This window comes from Streptomyces sp. NPDC044063 (assembly GCF_056434285.1).
In genome coordinates, this window is sequence record NZ_JBWKFM010000036.1 from 1 (window position 1) to 17,482 (window position 17,482).

General features: G+C 73.0%; 18 protein-coding genes. 9 read left to right on the plus strand and 9 right to left on the minus strand.

Annotated features, from left to right (window positions below; translation table 11 throughout):
• Positions 1-115: 115 nt before the first annotated feature.
• The 4 genes from AC07BS_RS30645 to AC07BS_RS30660 all read right to left on the minus strand — a co-directional run bounded on the left by AC07BS_RS30645 (position 116) and on the right by AC07BS_RS30660 (position 3,738).
• Entirely contained in the window at positions 116-706 is a 591-nt protein-coding gene (locus AC07BS_RS30645; RefSeq protein WP_478642977.1) for a malonic semialdehyde reductase, read from the minus strand.
• A 78-nt stretch (positions 707-784) separates the two neighbouring features.
• A complete protein-coding gene (locus tag AC07BS_RS30650; protein WP_478642974.1) occupies positions 785-1,051 on the minus strand; it encodes an exodeoxyribonuclease VII small subunit in 267 nt (88 codons plus the stop codon).
• A gap of 10 nt (positions 1,052-1,061) precedes the next feature.
• On the minus strand, positions 1,062-2,282 hold the full coding sequence (gene xseA, locus AC07BS_RS30655) for an exodeoxyribonuclease VII large subunit (protein WP_478935132.1): 1,221 nt from the start codon (positions 2,280-2,282) through the stop codon (positions 1,062-1,064).
• 100 nt (positions 2,283-2,382) lie between these two features.
• Positions 2,383-3,738 (minus strand): APC family permease, encoded by a 1,356-nt coding sequence (locus AC07BS_RS30660; protein WP_478642969.1) that lies wholly within the window; start codon positions 3,736-3,738, stop codon positions 2,383-2,385.
• A 67-nt stretch (positions 3,739-3,805) separates the two neighbouring features.
• Here AC07BS_RS30660 and AC07BS_RS30665 point away from each other — a divergent pair, with 67 nt between their 5' ends.
• Both AC07BS_RS30665 and ppgK read left to right on the plus strand, forming a co-directional pair.
• On the plus strand, positions 3,806-4,798 hold the full coding sequence (locus tag AC07BS_RS30665) for a 4-hydroxy-3-methylbut-2-enyl diphosphate reductase (RefSeq protein WP_478935133.1): 993 nt from the start codon (positions 3,806-3,808) through the stop codon (positions 4,796-4,798).
• A 30-nt stretch (positions 4,799-4,828) separates the two neighbouring features.
• Positions 4,829-5,593, plus strand: a complete 765-nt coding sequence (gene ppgK, locus AC07BS_RS30670) for a polyphosphate--glucose phosphotransferase (protein WP_478935134.1) — start codon at positions 4,829-4,831, stop codon at positions 5,591-5,593.
• Here ppgK and AC07BS_RS30675 read toward each other — a convergent pair.
• The gene (locus AC07BS_RS30675; protein ID WP_478642960.1) at positions 5,490-6,089 is read right to left on the minus strand and encodes a DUF6542 domain-containing protein; all 600 of its coding nucleotides are present in this window, start codon (positions 6,087-6,089) and stop codon (positions 5,490-5,492) included. The genes ppgK and AC07BS_RS30675 overlap by 104 nt on opposite strands.
• A 186-nt stretch (positions 6,090-6,275) precedes the next feature.
• Between AC07BS_RS30675 and ychF the strand changes: the two genes are divergently transcribed.
• Positions 6,276-7,364, plus strand: a complete 1,089-nt coding sequence (ychF, locus tag AC07BS_RS30680; RefSeq protein WP_478642957.1) for a redox-regulated ATPase YchF — start codon at positions 6,276-6,278, stop codon at positions 7,362-7,364.
• Between the two features lie 56 nt (positions 7,365-7,420).
• Here ychF and AC07BS_RS30685 read toward each other — a convergent pair whose 3' ends face one another.
• The 3 genes from AC07BS_RS30685 to AC07BS_RS30695 form a co-directional block, all read right to left on the minus strand.
• Positions 7,421-7,684 (minus strand): type II toxin-antitoxin system RelE family toxin, encoded by a 264-nt coding sequence (locus tag AC07BS_RS30685; RefSeq protein WP_478642955.1) that lies wholly within the window; start codon positions 7,682-7,684, stop codon positions 7,421-7,423.
• Positions 7,677-7,946, minus strand: coding sequence for a type II toxin-antitoxin system Phd/YefM family antitoxin (locus AC07BS_RS30690; protein ID WP_478935135.1), 270 nt, complete (start codon positions 7,944-7,946; stop codon positions 7,677-7,679). Before AC07BS_RS30690 ends, AC07BS_RS30685 begins: the two co-directional genes overlap by 8 nt.
• Before the next feature lie 95 nt (positions 7,947-8,041).
• Complete coding sequence (locus AC07BS_RS30695; protein ID WP_478935136.1) at positions 8,042-8,623, minus strand: Uma2 family endonuclease; 582 nt, start codon at positions 8,621-8,623, stop codon at positions 8,042-8,044.
• Between the two features lie 254 nt (positions 8,624-8,877).
• Between AC07BS_RS30695 and AC07BS_RS30700 the strand changes: the two genes are divergently transcribed.
• The 6 genes from AC07BS_RS30700 (at position 8,878) to AC07BS_RS30725 (ending at position 15,712) form a co-directional block, all read left to right on the plus strand.
• The gene (locus AC07BS_RS30700) at positions 8,878-9,630 is read left to right on the plus strand and encodes a GntR family transcriptional regulator (RefSeq protein WP_478935137.1); all 753 of its coding nucleotides are present in this window, start codon (positions 8,878-8,880) and stop codon (positions 9,628-9,630) included.
• Between the two features lie 250 nt (positions 9,631-9,880).
• Positions 9,881-11,524, plus strand: a complete 1,644-nt coding sequence (locus AC07BS_RS30705) for an APC family permease (RefSeq protein ID WP_478642948.1) — start codon at positions 9,881-9,883, stop codon at positions 11,522-11,524.
• A 153-nt stretch (positions 11,525-11,677) separates the two neighbouring features.
• Positions 11,678-11,857, plus strand: a complete 180-nt coding sequence (locus AC07BS_RS30710) for an SPOR domain-containing protein (protein WP_478642946.1) — start codon at positions 11,678-11,680, stop codon at positions 11,855-11,857.
• Between the two features lie 143 nt (positions 11,858-12,000).
• On the plus strand, positions 12,001-12,402 hold the full coding sequence (locus AC07BS_RS30715) for a (deoxy)nucleoside triphosphate pyrophosphohydrolase (protein WP_478642943.1): 402 nt from the start codon (positions 12,001-12,003) through the stop codon (positions 12,400-12,402).
• Between the two features lie 185 nt (positions 12,403-12,587).
• On the plus strand, positions 12,588-13,007 hold the full coding sequence (locus AC07BS_RS30720) for an ATP-binding protein (RefSeq protein ID WP_478643242.1): 420 nt from the start codon (positions 12,588-12,590) through the stop codon (positions 13,005-13,007).
• Between the two features lie 131 nt (positions 13,008-13,138).
• Complete coding sequence (locus tag AC07BS_RS30725; protein ID WP_478642940.1) at positions 13,139-15,712, plus strand: SpoIIE family protein phosphatase; 2,574 nt, start codon at positions 13,139-13,141, stop codon at positions 15,710-15,712.
• Positions 15,713-15,737: 25 nt separating this feature from the next.
• Here the strand turns inward: AC07BS_RS30725 and AC07BS_RS30730 are convergent, their stop codons facing one another.
• Positions 15,738-17,444 (minus strand): TPM domain-containing protein, encoded by a 1,707-nt coding sequence (locus AC07BS_RS30730; protein ID WP_478642937.1) that lies wholly within the window; start codon positions 17,442-17,444, stop codon positions 15,738-15,740.
• Positions 17,445-17,482: the final 38 nt, after the last annotated feature.

Genomic DNA, 17,482 nt, shown 5'->3' on the forward strand with positions numbered 1-17,482 from the left:
CCCCCCCCCCCCCCCCCCCCCCCCCCCCCCCCCCCCCCCCCCCCCCCCCCCCCCCCCCCCCCCCCCCCCCCCCCCCCCCCCCCCCCCCCGCCGTGGTGCCGGTGTGCCGCCGTCGTCAGACGGTGGTCACGGCCTGCTCGTAGGACAGGCGCGGCGAGCGCGGACGGTAGGCGTCCGCGCCCGGCTTGCCGATGTTGATGATCATCAGCGGGGTGTGGTCGCCGTCCAGGAACTCCTTCTGCACGGCGCCGAAGTCGAAACCGGTCATCGGGCCGGCGGCCAGGCCGGCGGCGCGGACGCCGAGGATGAAGTAGCCGGCCTGGAGGGCGGCGTTCATCGCGGCGGAGCCCTCGCGGACCGGGCGCTCGCTGAAGAAGAGGTCCTTGGCCTGCGGGAAGTGCGGCATCAGGGCCGGCAGCTCCTCGTGGAACTCGTTGTCCGCGGCGAGGATGGCGACCAGCGGGGCGGCGGCCGTCTTGGCCTGGTTGCCCTCGGCCATCAGCGGGATCAGGCGCTCGCGGGCCTCGGCGGAGCGGACCAGCACGACGCGCAGCGGCGACTGGTTGAAGGCGGTGGGGGCGAGCTTGATCAGGTCGTAGATCGCCTGGACCTGCTCGTCCGAGACCTGCTCGTCGGAGAAGGTGTTGGCGGTGTGGGCCTCGCGGAAGAGGAGGTCCTGGGCGGCGGAGTCAAGAGCGAAAGTCATGCCACCACTGTAGGAATCGGTATGTGAAATTTCAACTAAATGGGCCCGGGTGGGACGGACGTCACAACCGCCCCGGGTTTAATCGCCGTTGGCGGCGCCCTGGCCTCGTTCCCCGCCCTGCTCCTCGGCCTCCTCCCGGGCCAGCGCCGCGTCCAGGCGCGCCCGGGCGCCGTCCAGCCAGCGGCCGCAGATCCGCGCCAGCTCCTCGCCGCGCTCCCACAGCGCCAGCGACTCCTCGAGCGTGCTGCCGCCGGCCTCCAGCCTGCGCACCACGTCGATCAGCTCGTCCCGGGCCTGCTCGTAGCCCAGCGCGTCCGCGTTCCCGTCCGGTGTCGTCGTCGCCATGCCCGACAGCCTATGCGGGGGGCGGGGCCACGGCCCGCACCGTGAGGGCGCCCTCCGCGACCCGCGCCCGCAGCTCCTCGTCCGGCTCCACCTCGTCCGCCGCCCGGACCACCCGCCCGTCCGCGTGCTGGAGCACCGCGTAGCCGCGGCGCAGCGTCGCCGCCGGGGACAGTGCCACCACGCGCGCGTGGGTGTGGGTGAGCTCCGAGTGGGCCCGGTCCAGCAGGTGCCCCAGCGTGCGGCGGGCCCGGTCGGTGAGCGCGTCGATCTGCTCGGCGCGCTCGTCCACCATCCGCCCCGGCCGCTCCAGGCACGGCCGCGCCCGCGCCGCCGCCAGGCCGCGCTCCTCGCGGTCCAGGTGCGCCGTCACCGAGCGCCGGGCCCGGTCGCGCAGGTGCCGCACCCGGGTGAGCTCCTCGCCCACGTCCGGTACGACGCGCTTCGCCGCGTCCGTCGGCGTGGAGGCGCGCAGATCCGCGACCAGGTCGAGCAGCGGGGTGTCCGGCTCGTGCCCGATCGCCGACACGACGGGCGTCCGGCACGCCGAGACCGCCCTGACCAGCTGCTCGTCCGAGAACGGCAGCAGGTCCTCGACGCTGCCGCCGCCCCGCGCCACCACGATCACGTCCACCTCCGGGTGGGCGTCCAGCTCCCGGACCGCGTCGATGACGGCCGGCACCGCGTGGACGCCCTGCACGGGGACGTTGCGCACCTCGAACCGGACCGCCGGCCAGCGGTGCCGGGCGTTCTCCAGCACGTCCCGCTCGGCCGCGGACGCCCGGCCGCACACCAGGCCGATCAGCTGCGGCAGGAACGGCAACGCCCGCTTGCGGTCCGCGTCGAAGATCCCCTCGGCCGCCAGGGACTTCTTCAGCTGCTCCAACCGGGCCAGCAGCTCGCCGACGCCCACCGGCCGGATCTCGGCGGCGCGCAGCGACAGCTGGCCGCGCGGCGCGTACCACTCCGGGCGGGCGTGCACCACGACCCGGGCACCCTCGGAGACGACGTCGGCCACGCGGTCGAAGACGGCCCGGTAGCAGGTCACGGACAGCGAGACGTCGTGGGACGGGTCGCGCAGCGTCAGGAAGACGACGCCGGCGCCGGGGCGGCGGGAGAGCTGGGTGATCTGCCCCTCGACCCAGACGGCGCCGAGGCGGTCGATCCACCCGCCGATGAGGCGCGAGACCTGGCCTACGGGGAGGGGGGCGTCGGGCGAGGTGGTCTGGGCCATGGGGCGAGCGTATCGGCCGGGGGCCGGCCGGAGGGGCGCCCCCTGAGGCTCGGTGCCCCTGCCGGCTGAGGCTCGGTGCCCCTGCCGGGCCCGGGGCGCGTCAGGCCCCCCGCACGGCCGCCACCCGTCGTACCCCCAGCACCAGCAGCCCGGCCACCAGCCACACCACCCCCACCAGCCGCGCCGCCGGCGCCGCCTCGGCGATGACCGCGACCACCACGATCAGCCCCAGCACCGGCACGATCACGTGCCGCACCACCCCGACCTCCCGCCCGCGCCCCCGGACCGCGAACCAGCCGATCACCGACGCGTGCAGCAGCCCGAAGGCCGTCAGGGCCCCGATGTCCACGACGGACACCAGGCGGTCCAGGCCGTCGTCCCGCCGGGCCGCCCACACGGCGGCCAGCAGCGTCACCAGCGCCGCGCCCAGCACGGCGGTCCGGGGCACGCCCGAGCCGCGGTCGACCTTCGCCAGGGCGGCGGGGAGCCGCCGGTCGCGGGCCATGGCGAAGAGGAGCCGGCCCGCGGCCGCCTGCCCCGCCAGCGCGGCGAACGCGGCGCCGATCGCCTTGCTGACCGCCACCAGGTCGTGGAGCCAGGTGCCGGTCGCCGCGTCGACCGTCTCGTAGAAGGCCGCCCCCTGGGTGCCCGGCCGGGCGGCGAGATCGGCGGGCGTCATCGGCGCCAGGAGCGCCGCGAGGTAGGTCTGCGCCGCGAAGAGCACGCCCGCCAGCGCCAGGCACGTGACGACGGCGCGCGCCACCTTCTCCGAGCCGCCCGCCGCCTCCTCGGCGAACGAGGCGATCGCGTCGAAGCCCAGGTAGGACAGGACCGCCACCGAGACCGCGCCGATGACCGCCGCGGCGTCGAAGCCGCCCTCGCCGGTCAGCGGCGCCAGCCAGCCGCGGCGGGGGCCGTCCTCGGCCAGCGCGACACAGGCCGCGGCGACGAAGACGACCAGCACCGCGACCTCCAGGGCCAGCACCAGGGAGCCGGCCCGCGCGGCGGCCCGTACGCCGGTGAGGTTGAGGCCCGTCGTCACGACCACGGCGACGGCGGTCCACACCCACGAGGGCACGGACGGGACGAGGGCGTGGAGGGCGATGCCGGAGAAGAGATAGGCGACCGCGGGGATGAGGAGGTAGTCGAGCATCGCCATCCAGCCGGCGACGAACCCGGCGGTCTCGCCGAGGCCGACCCGCGCGTACGTGTAGACCGAGCCGGCCCGCGGGGCGACGCGCACCATCTGCGCGTAGGAGTACGCCGTGAACGCCATCGCGGCCGTCGCCACCACGTAGACCAGCGCGACGGCCCCGTGCGCCTTCGCCGCGAGGGTGCCGAAGACACCCACCGGCGCCATGGGGGCGATGAACAGCAGGCCGTAGACGACCAGGTCGCGGAAGGAGAGCGTCCGGCGGAGGGAGCCGCCGCCGGCTGCGGGGGAGGGTCCGGCCATGGGCCCAGTATTCGGGCGCCCCGGCCGGGCGGCGGGCGGGCCACGCCGGTGGTACCGGGCCCTTACGATGGACCGCATGACAGCTACCCCCGCCCGCAAGGTTCTGCTCGCCGCCCCCCGTGGCTACTGCGCGGGCGTGGACCGTGCCGTGATCGCCGTCGAGAAGGCCCTGGAGCAGTACGGCGCCCCGGTCTACGTACGGCACGAGATCGTGCACAACAAGTACGTGGTGAAGACGCTGGAGAAGAAGGGCGCGATCTTCGTCGACGAGACGGCGGAGGTGCCCGAGGGCAACATCGTGATCTTCTCCGCGCACGGCGTCGCCCCGGTCGTCCACGAGGAGGCGGCGCGCGGGAAGCTCGCCACCATCGACGCCACGTGCCCGCTGGTGACCAAGGTCCACAAGGAGGCCGTCCGCTTCGCCAAGGAGGACTACGACATCCTCCTGATCGGCCACGAGGGCCACGAGGAGGTCATCGGCACCAGCGGCGAGGCCCCGGACCACATCACGCTCGTGGACGGGCCGGACGACGTGGCCAAGGTCGAGGTCCGCGACCCGGACAAGGTCGTGTGGCTGTCCCAGACCACGCTGTCGGTGGACGAGACCATGGAGACCGTCGACGCCCTCAAGGGCAAGTTCCCCAACCTGCTCAGCCCGCCCAGCGACGACATCTGCTACGCCACGCAGAACCGCCAGATCGCGGTGAAGCGGATGGGCGCCGAGGCGGACCTGGTCATCGTGGTCGGGTCGAAGAACTCCTCGAACTCCGTCCGCCTGGTCGAGGTCGCGCTCGGCGCCGGCGCCCGCGACGCCCACCTGGTCGACTACGCCGAGGAGATCGACGAGGCCTGGCTGGAGGGCGTGAGCACCGTCGGCGTGACCTCCGGTGCCTCCGTCCCCGAGATCCTCGTCGAGGGCGTCCTGGAGTGGCTGGCGCAGCGCGGCTACAGCGACGTCGAGACCGTCAAGGCCGCCGAGGAGTCCATCACCTTCTCCCTGCCCAAGGAGCTCCGCCGCGACCTGCGGGCCGAGGCGAAGGCCGCCGTCACCGAGGGGTGATCAGCGCCGCCCGCGCCTACGCTGCTGGGCATGGACGTATTCGGCGTGGACATCGGCGGATCCGGCATCAAGGGCGCCCCGGTCGACCCGGGGCGCGGCGCGCTCGTACAGGAGCGGTACAAGGTGCTCACGCCGCGTCCGGCCACCCCGGACGCGGTCGCCGACGGCGTCCATGAGGTCGTCGCCCACTTCGGCACGCCCAACGGGCCGGTCGGGGTGACCTTCCCCGGCGTGGTGGTCGGCGGTACGACCCGCACGGCGGCGAACGTCGCCCCGGAGTGGATCGGCCGGGACGCGGCCGGGCTGCTCGGCGAGCGGCTCGGCACCCCGGTGACCGTGCTCAACGACGCGGACGCGGCCGGGCTGGCCGAGATGCGGTTCGGCGCCGGGCGCGGACGCCGCGGCACGGTGATCGTGCTGACCTTCGGCACCGGCATCGGCAGCGCCCTCTTCGTCGACGGCCGGCTGGTGCCCAACACCGAGCTCGGCCACCTGGAGCTGCGCGGCCACGACGCCGAGACCCGCGCCTCCACGCGCGCCAAGGAGGACGAGGACCTCAGCTGGAGCCGCTGGGCCAAGCGCGTGGGCCGCTATCTGGCACACGTGGAGATGCTCTTCTCGCCCGAGCTGTTCGTGATCGGCGGCGGGGTCAGCCGGAAGGCGGGGAAGTTCCTGCCGCTGATCGAGGGCGTCAGCGCCGAGGTCGTTCCGGCCGAGCTGGAGAACGACGCGGGGATCGTGGGGGCCGCGATGGCCGCTGCCGCTGTTCCCGCCGGGCCCGCTGCCGCAGCTTGACCAGCGCGATCCGCCGGACGAGCGCGATCAGCGCGGCCAGCAGGGTGCCCGCGTAGAGCCAGCCGGCGCTCAGCGACAGCATCGTCACCAGGCTCATCAGCCGGCTGCCGAGGCCGCCCGCACCGTCACTGACGGGCACCGCGCCGGCCGCGTACGCGATCGGCACGCTCACGGGCGCGGCCATCAGCTCGGCCGGGCGCACCCACAGGGCGCAGACGGCGCTGGCGATCACGAAGAAGACGCCGTAGACGCGGGGCGAGCCGCCCAGGAAGGCCGCGTCGAAGGCGCCGACGCCCACCATCGCGACGGTGGTGAGCAGCCCGCCGCCGAGCCCGGTGAGGCGGGGCGGGGGCAGGCGCCGCACCAGGGGGGCGGCCGGGCGGCGGGGACGCTGCGAGGCGTCACCGCGGCTCTGTCCTACGGGCACGGCGGGGCGGGGCACGGGGGACCCGCGCCGCACCTTGCGCTGGGGGATGCGCGTGCTGGGTTGCTCCACGCGACCAAACTAGGTGCGGGCGGTCGTGGAATCCGGCCTTGGACACGCCGGTACCACCGGCTTGGCCGTGTGTTCGGGCCATCCTCCGTGCGGGGACCGTGCGCGACCGGACCCGTAGACTGGTGGACCGGGCGCGTCACGGGGCGCGAACCCCTCGCTCCTACGGAACAAACGGGAAGTCGTCACGTGTCGCTCACGATCGGAATCGTCGGTCTGCCCAATGTCGGCAAGTCGACCCTGTTCAACGCCCTGACCAAGAACGACGTCCTGGCGGCCAACTACCCGTTCGCCACCATCGAGCCCAACGTGGGCGTCGTCGGCGTCCCGGACGCCCGGCTCACCAAGCTCGCGGAGATCTTCGGCTCGCAGCGGGTGCTGCCGGCCACCGTCGACTTCGTCGACATCGCGGGCATCGTGCGCGGCGCCTCCGAGGGCGAGGGCCTGGGCAACAAGTTCCTGGCGAACATCCGCGAGTCGGACGCGATCTGCCAGGTCATCCGCGCCTTCAAGGACGAGAACGTCGTCCACGTCGACGGCAAGGTCTCGCCGAAGGACGACATCGAGACCATCAACACCGAGCTGATCCTGGCCGACCTCCAGACCATCGAGAAGGTCCTGCCGCGCCTCCAGAAGGAGATGCGGATCAAGAAGGACGTCGCCCCCAAGGTGGCGGCGGTCGAGGCCGCCAAGGCCCTCCTGGAGGAGGGCACCACCCTCTTCTCGGCCGGCATCGTCCAGGGCTCCGAGAAGGCCGAGCTCCTCCACGACCTCCACCTGCTCACCACCAAGCCGTTCCTCTACGTCTTCAACGTCGACGAGGACGAGCTGACGGACGACGCCTTCAAGGACGAGCAGCGCGCGCTGGTCGCCCCGGCCGAGGCCATCTTCCTCAACGCCAAGCTGGAGGCGGACCTCGCCGAGCTGGACGAGGAGGACGCCATGGAGCTGCTCCAGTCCGTGGGCGCCGAGGAGCCCGGCCTGGCCACGCTGGCCCGCGTCGGCTTCGACACCCTGGGCCTCCAGACCTACCTGACGGCCGGCCCCAAGGAGTCCCGCGCCTGGACGATCAAGAAGGGCGCCACGGCCCCCGAGGCGGCCGGTGTGATCCACACCGACTTCCAGAAGGGCTTCATCAAGGCCGAGGTCATCTCCTTCGAGGACCTGGTCGCCACCGGCTCCGTGGCCGAGGCCCGCTCCGCCGGCAAGGCCCGCATGGAGGGCAAGGAGTACGTGATGGCCGACGGCGACGTGGTGGAGTTCCGCTTCAACGTCTGATCGGACGCCGCGATGCGCTGAGGGGCCGGACTCGGGGAGTCCGGCCCCTCACGCGTTCAGGCGCCATACACGGTGGAACGGTGCGCGATGTGTACCACCCACACGATCAGTTCGCCGTTGTCGATCGTGTAGATCACGCGGTAATCGCCCACCCGGAGGCGGCGCCGGTCGGGCTGAGAGACGAGAGCCGTGGTGTTGAACCCCAGGGGGTCGCTCTCCAGCTCGGTCAGCCTGGCCAGGATGCGGAGGGCCATGTCCCGCGGGATCTTGCGGAGCTCGGCCTGCGCCTCGGGCCGGAAGACGGTGCGGTAGTCACTCACTGCGCGTCAGCGTCTCCCTCATGACGTCCTCGATGGGGATACCCGGCGAGGAGTTCGCCATGCGCTCGTCGATGATCCGGTTGATCTCGCGCTCTTCCCACTCCTGGTACTTGCGCAGGACCTCGATCGACACGACGGCGGCGACCTGCTTGCCCCGGCGCGTGATCACCGTGGGCACGTCGTCGCGGTCCGCACGCTCCACGACTTCCGCCAGGTGGGCGCGCACGTCACGGATGGACTCTATGGGCAGCGGCTGCGTCATGCGCTCAAGCGTACCGAGTGTGCCATGTGTACACAACGCGAGCCGTGCCGCGACGTGGAAAGGGCCGGGCTCGGGGAGCCCGGCCCCTCCTGCGATCAGGCGCGCCGGGGCGGGACGAGCCCGTCCAGGTCCAGGCTCACCTCGAACGGCACCGGGCGCTTGAGGGTGCCGCGGAAGATGCCGGCGGGGGCGTAGGTGCGGGTGGGCTCGTCGAGCTCGTAGACGTGGACGACGGGGGCTCCGCCCTCGTCCTCGACGCACCAGTAGTGGGGAATGCCCGCCTCGGCGTACTTGTGGAGCTTGACCATGCGGTCACGGTGGGCGGACTCGGGGGAGACGACCTCGACGACGAGCTGTACCTCGTCCGGGGTGAACCAGGTGCGGTCTCCGTTGAACTCGGCCGTCGTCACCAGCAGATCCGGTTCGGGCCGGTTTCGCTCGTCGAGGCGGATGGTCATCTCCCGCCCGATCGTGAAGCCTGCCGGAGATTGTGCCCTGAGGGCGAGGTTGAGGTCGGTGACGATCTCTCCGTGCCACCAGCGCTGGGGCGACATCATGAATACAAGGGCTCCATCGATCAGCTCGGTGTGGCGAGGTGCCTCGGGGAGGTTGTCCAGGTCCTCCGCGAACCAGCCTTCCGCACGCGGTGGGCGCATCCAGTCGGGCAGTGCGGTCATGGCCCCACCGTAGCGACCGGGCGTGGCGCGCGGCGCGGGATCGCCGGCGAGGAGCCTTTTATGGAGACTTGCCCCTCATTCCCGCATAGATGCGGAACTGCCGCCGGTGAATGCTCCTCGCATGTGCCCGGCGATCTCACCTACGCACCGCTGAGCTGCAATTCACCACATCCGGTGATTCCTTGGCCTAGAGTTGCGGACCGCAACCTTCGGTTGCCAAGCTGTTGCGGACTGTCAACCCCTTGGGAGTGGACGTGGCCTTCGGTGACCAGCCCGCATACCTTCGCGTCGCCGGCGATCTCCGGCAGAAAATCGTCGCGGGTGAGCTGCCGCCGCACACCCGCCTTCCCTCCCAGGCCCGGATCCGTGAGCAGTACGGGGTCTCCGACACCGTCGCCCTGGAGGCCCGCAAGGTCCTGATGGCCGAGGGGCTCGTCGAGGGCCGTTCCGGGTCGGGTACGTACGTCCGGGAGCAGCCCGTGCCGCGTGCCGTGGTGCGTACGGGGTACCGCGCGGTGGGGGAGTCCACGCCGTTCCGCCAGGAGCAGGCGGACGACCGGGTCAAGGGCACCTGGGAGTCCCGCAGCGAGCAGGGCGTGGCCGACGCCGCCGTCGCCCGGCGGCTGCGGATCGGGCCCGGCGACCGCGTGATGCGCACGGACTATCTCTTCCGCTCCGGCGGCGAGCCGACCATGCTCTCCACCTCCTGGGAGCCCCTGGCGATCACCGGCCGTACGCCCGTGATGCTGCCCGAGGAGGGGCCGCTGGCGGGGCGCGGGGTGGTCGAGCGGATGGCCGCCATCGACCTGATCGTGGACAACGTCACCGAGGAGGTCGGCGCCCGCCCGGGGCTGGCCGAGGAGACGCTCGCGCTGGGCGGGGTGCCCGGCCACTGTGTGCTGGTGGTCTCCCGGACGTACTTCGCGGGCGGCTGCCCGGTGGAGACGGCCGACGTGGTCATGCTCGCCGAGCGGTTCCGGGTCGCTTACCACCTCCCGGTGAAGTAGGCGTGAACCACGTGTGAACTGACTCGCGAGTCAGCGTCACGGCCCTGGCCGCTGGTCCGTACCAGCGAGTAGGAACTGCGGCCTTTGTCCGAGTTTCGTCTAGATTCCCCCACCTCTCCTTACTGTTGTAAAACTCACATAGCCCCAGGTCAGAGCCCTTAGGCGGAATCAAGTCGGCCAAATCGCTCGTACGATGGCGCGGTTTGTGTCCTGCCGTGGGGGAGTTAGAAAGCAAAGGAGATCCGGGGCTTTGAGTACCGAACAGGGTTCGAACTCCAATTACCGCCGGACCCTCGGCACGACGGCGCTGACCGCCGTCGGCCTCGGGTCGATCATCGGCTCCGGTTGGCTCTTCGGTGCTGAACGCGCCGCAGTGCTCGCCGGCCCGGCCGCCATCTTTGCCTGGGTCATCGGTGCCGTCGTGGCCCTGACCATCGCCCTGACGTACACCGAGCTCGGCTCGATGTTCCCCAAGGCGGGCGGCATGGTGCGGTACGGGCAGTTCTCGCACGGCTCGCTGGCCGGCTACATGGCCGCCTGGGCCAACTGGATCGCCATCGTCTCCGTCATTCCCGGCGAGGCGACCGCGTCCATCCAGTACATGAGCTCGTGGAAGTTCGACTGGGCGGCGAAGCTGTTCGACGGCAAGGAGCTGACCGGCACCGGCCTCGCCGCCGCCAGCGTCCTGGTCGTCTTCTACTTCTTCCTGAACTGGTTCGCGATCACGCTGTTCGCCAAGACGAACAACGCGATCACGGTGTTCAAGGTCGTCGTCCCCGCCCTGACCGCGGGCGCGCTGATCTTCGCGCACTTCGACACCAGCAACGTCGGCTCCGCCCACGGCGGCTTCGCCCCCAACGGCTGGAGCGCCGTCTTCAGCGCCGTCGCCGTCGCGGGCATCGTCTGGGCCTTCAACGGCTTCCAGTCGCCGCTGAACATGGCCGCCGAGGCCCGTAACCCCGGCAAGTCGCTGCCGAAGGCCGTCGTCGGTTCCATCCTGATCGCGCTGGTCATCTACATCGCGCTCCAGATCGCCTTCCTGATGGCCGTGCCCGCCGCGGACCTCTCCGGCGGCTGGAACACCCTGGCCTACAAGTCCCCGCTGGCGGACCTCTCCATCACCTGGGGCCTGAACTGGCTGGCGCTGCTGCTCTACGCGGACGCCTTCATCTCGCCCTCCGGCACCGGCATGATCTACGCGGCCACCACCTCGCGCATGATCCACGGCGTCCAGGAGAACGGCCACCTGCCGAAGGTCTTCGGCAAGGTCGACCCCAAGACCGGTGTCCCGAAGCCGGCCCTGCTGCTCAACCTCGCGATCTCCTTCGTCTTCCTGGCCGTCTTCCGCGGCTGGGGCTCGATCGCCGAGATCGTCGGTGTGGCCACGGTCATCTCGTACATCACCGGCCCCGTCGCCGTGATGTCGCTGCGCCGCATCGCGCCGGACATGAAGCGCCCGGTCAAGCTGAAGGCCATGCCGGTCATCGCCCCCATCGCGATGATCTTCGGCTCCCTGGTCATGTACTGGGCCCGCTGGCCGCTGACGGGCAAGGTCATCTTCATCATGGCCATCGGTCTGCCGATCTGGGCCTGGTACGAGCTGCGCAAGCCCTGGGCCGAGCTGAAGCCGCACCTGATGGCCGGCGCCTGGATGGTCACGTACCTGCTGGTCATGGCCGTGGTCTCGTGGGCCGGTGGCACCGAGTTCGGCGGCAAGGGCTACCTGCCGCAGGGCGTCGACATCGCCGTCGTTGTCCTGATCGCGCTGACCTTCTACGTGTGGGGTGTGCGCAGCGCGTGGCGCAACCCGACGCTTGTTCAGGTCGAGCAGGAAATGAAGGACGTCCACCCGGTCGAGGAGACCGACGAGGCGGAGCTCGCTCCGGCCAAGTAACCCTCACGGGTGGCCGAATGCGTACCTCTTCGTGAAAACCCGTATCCGCTGCGTAAAGGTCGGGCGTACGCTCGGGCATATGCGGACTGCGGTTTCTTCGGAAGTCACCGAAGGGCGTGCGCCGGTGCGCGCGGCGACGGGAGGGCAGGGGCGATGAACGACACCGGACCGGTCCTGCCCTGGCTGGTGATCCGCCAGGACGAGAACGGCAACCGCTACCGCGTCGGGCGCTACGCCACCAGAACGGAGGCGGAGCGCGTGGCCGACCGGCTGGACGCGGAAGGCCGTCGCCGCCTGTACATAGTCGAGCGGGTCGGGCGCGCCCTCCCCTAAGGGGTGACATCGTCGCTTCCCGGAGCGGGGGCGCGCGGGAGCGCGCGTACGGCTCCGGGAGTGCGCCCCCGGGGCGGCGCTTCCCAGGCCCGGCGTCGCCCCGGGCCCGGCACCCTCGGTGCCGGGCCCTACGCTTTCCCTCCATGGCGACAGTGCGTGTGGTGGTGGGTGGAGCGGTGTTTCATCAGGGGCGGCTGCTGGCCGCACGGCGCAGCGCCCCGCCCGAGCTGGCCGGCCGGTGGGAGCTGCCCGGCGGCAAGCTGGAGCCCGGCGAGAGCGCTCCCGAGGCGCTCGTCCGGGAGCTGCGCGAGGAGCTCGGCGTCGAGACCGAGCCGCTGGAGCGCGTCCCGGGGGAGTGGCCGCTGAAGCCCGGTTACGTCCTCCAGGTCTGGACGGCCCGGCTGGCGGCCGGCGATCCCCGTCCGCTCCAGGACCACGACGAGCTGCGCTGGCTCACCCCCGACCGCGTGGGCGAGGTCGACTGGCTGGAGCAGGACCGCCCCGCGGTGGCCCTCGCGGCCCGGCTGCTCGCCACCGGGGCCTGACCGGGATCCGATCGAGGCCCGAAAGGCGCTCCCGGGCAGTGCCCAGGGCCTCGCTCTACGCCGAACGTCGCAACGCTCGTGGATGGAGCCCTGCGGGGCGATAGTCCGACCCCTATACCGGGTATGTGCTGATTATTAGCCCCAAAGCCGGACATGCCGGCGTGGGGGCGTCAGCGGTCTGGGAAGTGGTCGGCGTGAGCGAGAGCGCAGGGACCTTGGAATGGACACCCGGCTTCGCCGAGTGGAGCTTCCCCGCCGACGCCGCCGCCGTGCGCACCGCCCGCACCCTCGTCCGCGACACCCTGCGCGAGTGGGGCCTCGACGACGTCACCGATGTCACCGTCCTGCTCGTCAGTGAGCTCGTCACCAACTCCCTGCGGTACGCCAGCGGCCCCATCGGCGTCCGTATGTACTCCCACGCCGGCCCCAGCCTGCTCGTGGAAGTCTCCGATCCGCTCCCCGATCCGCCCCGCGAACGGGTGGCCGAACCCGACGACGAGGGCGGCCGCGGACTGCAGCTCGTGGCACTGGCCTCCCGGCGCTGGGGAACCCGCCCGGGTACCACCGGAAAGACGGTGTGGTTCGAGCTCGGTCTGCCCGGTTAGTAACCCGGGGAGAAGACATAGCGGGTTGAGACCGTGCTGTGATCGTGAAGTCCGTGTTCCGAAGGGCCCCCGTGCTGGATACTCGGCCTTCTGATGCCGGTGCGAGCACATGAGCCGGAGGGGACGGGCACGTGAGCGAAAAGCCAGCGGGGACTGCGGGCAGGTCGGACGGTACGGACGCCACTTCGCTGTGGCAGAACAGCCCGCCCGGGTCGCTGTACGACCACATCCGCGTGGCGTCGTTCTCCCTGGACTCCGACGGCCGGATCGAGCAGTGGAGCCGGCGGGCCAGCGAGCTCTTCGGAATAGCTGCCCGGCACGCCGTCGGCCGGAACCCCCTGGAGGTGTTCGCGCCCGCCGACGCCCGCCACCACCCGCCCCGCCCGGCCCCGCCCTTCCTCACCGAGGGCGGCCTCGACGGCAAGGCCTGGACCGGGCTCGTCCCCTACCAGCGGGACGACCGCCAACAGGGCCTCGCCGAGATCTATGTGATGCCCAGTGAGAACGGCGACGGCGACCGCGCCGCCCTCTGCGTGGCCGTCGACGTACGGGCCCTGCGCGGAATAGAGACGGACATCGCCGCGTCGGAAGCCGTTTTCGGCCAATCTCCGCTCGGCTTCTTCTTCTTCGGCACCGATCTCACCCTGCTGCGCGTCAACGAGAGTTTCGCGCAGACTTTCGGACGGCCCGCCGACTGGCACCGCGGCCGCACCCCCCACGACTTCCTGCCCCGCGGCGAGGCCGACCGGCTGACCGCGGCCCTGCGCCAGGTCCTCGACAGCGGCAAGCCCGTCGCCGACCTCCAGCTCGTCGGCCCGGTGCCCGGCCAGAACGAGCGCCGCCGCTGGTCCGTCTCCCTCTACCGGCTGCACAGCGGCAGCGGACGGCCCATCGGGGTGGCCGCCATCGCCACCGACGTCACCGGCCGCCGCCGCGCCGAACGCGAGGCCGCCGGCGTCCGCCGCAACCTCGCGCTCCTCAACGAGGCCGGCGCCCGCATCGGCAACTCCCTCGACCTGGAGACCACCGCCCGCGAACTCCTGGACGTCGCCGTCCCGCAGTTCTGCGACCTGGCCTCCGTCGACCTCTACCAGGGCCTGCTCGTCGGCGACGAGGCCCCGCCCGGCCTCGCCGACGGCAGCGCCGAACTGCGCCGCGTCGCCTACTCCAGCGCGGTCTCCGGGGCGCCCCTGGACGAGGCCGACGCCAAGCCCATCCAGGTCGGCGAGGTCCACCGCTACCCCTTCCACTCGCCCTGCGCCCAGGCGCTGCGCACCGCCCACGTCCAGGTCGTCCCGGGCCGCGAGGGCGACGACGGGCCCGAGCTGGGCGCCGTCGTCCACTCCACGCTCGCCGTGCCGATGGTCGCCCGCGACACCGTCGTCGGCCTCGCCCAGTTCTCCCGCACCAAGGGCAGCGAGCCCTTCGGCGAGCGCGACACCGCCCTGGCCGTCGAGCTCGCCGCCCGGGCCGCCGTCTGCATCGACAACGCCCGGCTCTACCGCCGCGAGCACGAGCGCGCCCTGATCCTCCAGCGCAGCCTGCTGCCGCCCGGCGACCCCGAGGCCGCCGGGGTGGAGATCGCCTGCCGCTACCTCCCCGGCAACGCCGCCACGGAGGTCGGCGGCGACTGGTTCGACGTCATCGAACTGCCCGGGCACCGCACCGCGCTCGTCGTCGGCGACGTCATGGGCCGCGGGCTGCGGGCCGCCGTCGCCATGGGCGAACTGCGCACCGCCGTACGCACCCTGGCCATGCTCGACCTGGAGCCCGCCGAGGTGCTCTCCGCCCTCGACGAGATCGCCCACGGCCTGGGCCGGCCCGGCGGCAAGCAGTCCGCCTCGCGCGGCGTACGGGGCAGCGTGCGCCCCGCCGACCTGTCCGAGGTCTACCTCGCCACCTGCGTCTACGCCGTCTACGACCCGGTCACCCGGCGCTGCACGGTCGCCAACGCCGGTCATCTGCCCCCGGTGCTGGTCGAGGCCGGGGCGCCCGCGGAGCTGCTGGAGGTGCCGCCCGGCATGCCGCTGGGCGTGGGCGGCGAGCCCTTCGAGGAGACCGAGATCGAGCTCCCCGACGGCGCCCTGCTCGCCCTCTACACCGACGGGCTGGTCGAGTCCCGCGACCATCCGCTCGACGAGGGCCTCCAGGCCTTCCGGGAGGCCCTCTTCGACCCGGAGCGGCCCCTGGAGGACGTCTGCGACCACGTCCTGAGCGCCCTGGACACCCACCACGGCGAGGACGACATCGCCCTGCTGATGGCCCGGCTGCGCGGCCTGCCGCCCGACTGCGTGGGCGACTGGACCCTGCCGCCCGAGCCCCGCTCGGTCGCCCGGGCCCGCGAGCTGGCCCGGGAGAAGCTGGAGAGCTGGGACCTGGACGACCTGGTCGACACCACCGAGCTGCTGGTCAGCGAGCTGGTGACCAACGCGCTGCGCTACGGCGAGGGCGAGATCCGGCTGCGGCTGCTGCTGGACCGCACCCTGGTGTGCGAGGTCTGGGACGGCGGCCATGTCCAGCCCCGCCGCCGCCGGGCCCGCGACACCGACGAGGGCGGGCGCGGCCTCCAGCTCGTCGGCCTGCTCAGCGCGGCCTGGGGCAGCCGGCGCATCCCGCACGGCAAGACGGTCTGGTTCGAGCTGGGCCTGCCGGAGGAGGGCTCCCCGGCACCGGACGCGGTGGAGGCGCTGCTCAGCCTGTACTGACGCGGGGGCGCGGGCCACCGGCCCGTCAGCCCGTCAGCCGGCCCCGGGTCCGTACGCCCCCGAAGGCGGCCGGCAGCAGCCCGGCCAGGACGACGCAGCCCAGGCCGGCCGCGTCCGCGACGTCCTTCTCGGCCAGGGCGCGCGCGGCGGCGGCCAGATCGGCGGCGCGCAGCGCCTCGGCGGCGGTCGTGGCGGTGGCCAGCCGCCGTTCGGCGGCCGCCAGCCGGGTCCGGGCCGGGCAGCCGGCCGCGCCGCGGTGGGTGGCGATGTAGTCCGCGGCCGCGGACACCTCGGCGCGGGCGGCGAGCAGCGCGCGGGCGGCCCGGCCGGGCGGCGGGGCGAGGGTCGCGAGGTGGAGGCGGCGCAGGGCGGCCGCGGTGACGGCGCGGGCCTGGGCGAGGGCGGTCTCGGCGGTGCGCAGCGAGGCCGCGGCCCGGACCGGGGTGCCGGTGAGCAGCGCGGAGCGGGCCTCGGCGAGGGCGGCGCCGGCGAAGGCGAGGCGCTCGCGGGCCCGTGCGGGGTGGCCGGCGACGAGGGCGGCGTCCGGCCCGGCGCGGCACCGGGCGAGCGCGGTGAGGGCGGCCTCCACGGCGCCGACGCGGGGTTCGAGGGCGCGTACGGCGGCCTCCGCGCGTTCCAGGACGGCGGCGGCGCCGGTCCGTACGCCGCGCAGCCGGTCGAAGGCGTCGGACTCGGCGTCGAGCCGGCGGTTGGCGCTGGTGCAGTGGGAGCAGATCTCGTCGAGGACCTGGCGCCGGATGCCCTCGTCCTCGTACGGCTCCTCGTCCAGGCGCTGGCGGAGCCGGAAGGCGTCGGCGAGCTCGCCCCGGGCGTAGGCGACGGCCTCGGTGAAGCGCCGGGTGGCCCGCTCGCCCAGCTGGGCGGTGGCGAAGACGAGCTCCTCGGCGCTGGTGCGCACCGCGTCGTCGGTCGCCACGAGGCTGTGCGCGGCCTCGGCGTCCAGCTCGGGCAGTGGGGTGAGGGGCTGGGCGAGCCGGGCGAGCCCGGGGGCGGTGGTGGTGGCGATGACGGGGCGGTCGGGGGAGACGACGCCGGCCCGGCGGCGGCGGGCCGACCGGCCGCGCCGGGTGGCGGCGTAGAGCCCGCCCAGGCAGAGGGCGGCGGCGCCGGCGACGGGCATCCAGGTGCCGCGGGCGCCGGGGACGAGGCCGTCGCCGCCGGGGTCGCCGGGGCCGGGGCGGATGGGGGGCGGGCGTACGGGCTCGCCGCGCAGCACGGCGGAATAGCCGTCGGCGGCGCCGATGGCGGCCCCGGCCCAGTCGTGTTCCCGGACGGCGGGTGTGATGGCCTCGGCGGCGACGTGGGCGAGCTGTGTGCGGCTCAGGGGCAGGCCGTGGTCGGCGGAGACGGCGAAGGCGCGGGTGTTGGTGGCGACGGCCAGCAGGATGTCCTCGGGGCCGAGGCCGTTGCGGTCGGCGGTGGTGTCGGCCCACTTGCGCGCGGGGCGGCCGGAGAAGTCGTGGACGTAGGTGATGTAGAGCTGGATGTGGTGGGCGGTGTGCAGCCGGTCGAGCGCGGCCTCGACCTGGGCGCGGCGGCGCCCGAGGGCGCCGACCGTGTCCGTGATGCGGCCGCGGGCGTCCAGGTCCAGGGGCGTGTCGGCGCGGGCGGGCGGCGAAGCCGGGAGCAGCAGGGCGCACAGCGCGAAGAAGGCGCTGATCATGGCCCAGCTCCGCGCCCCCGGCCCGTACCGCCACGAAAGCCGCGTCACATTTTGGAGCGTATGACCGGAATGGCCGACCCGCTACC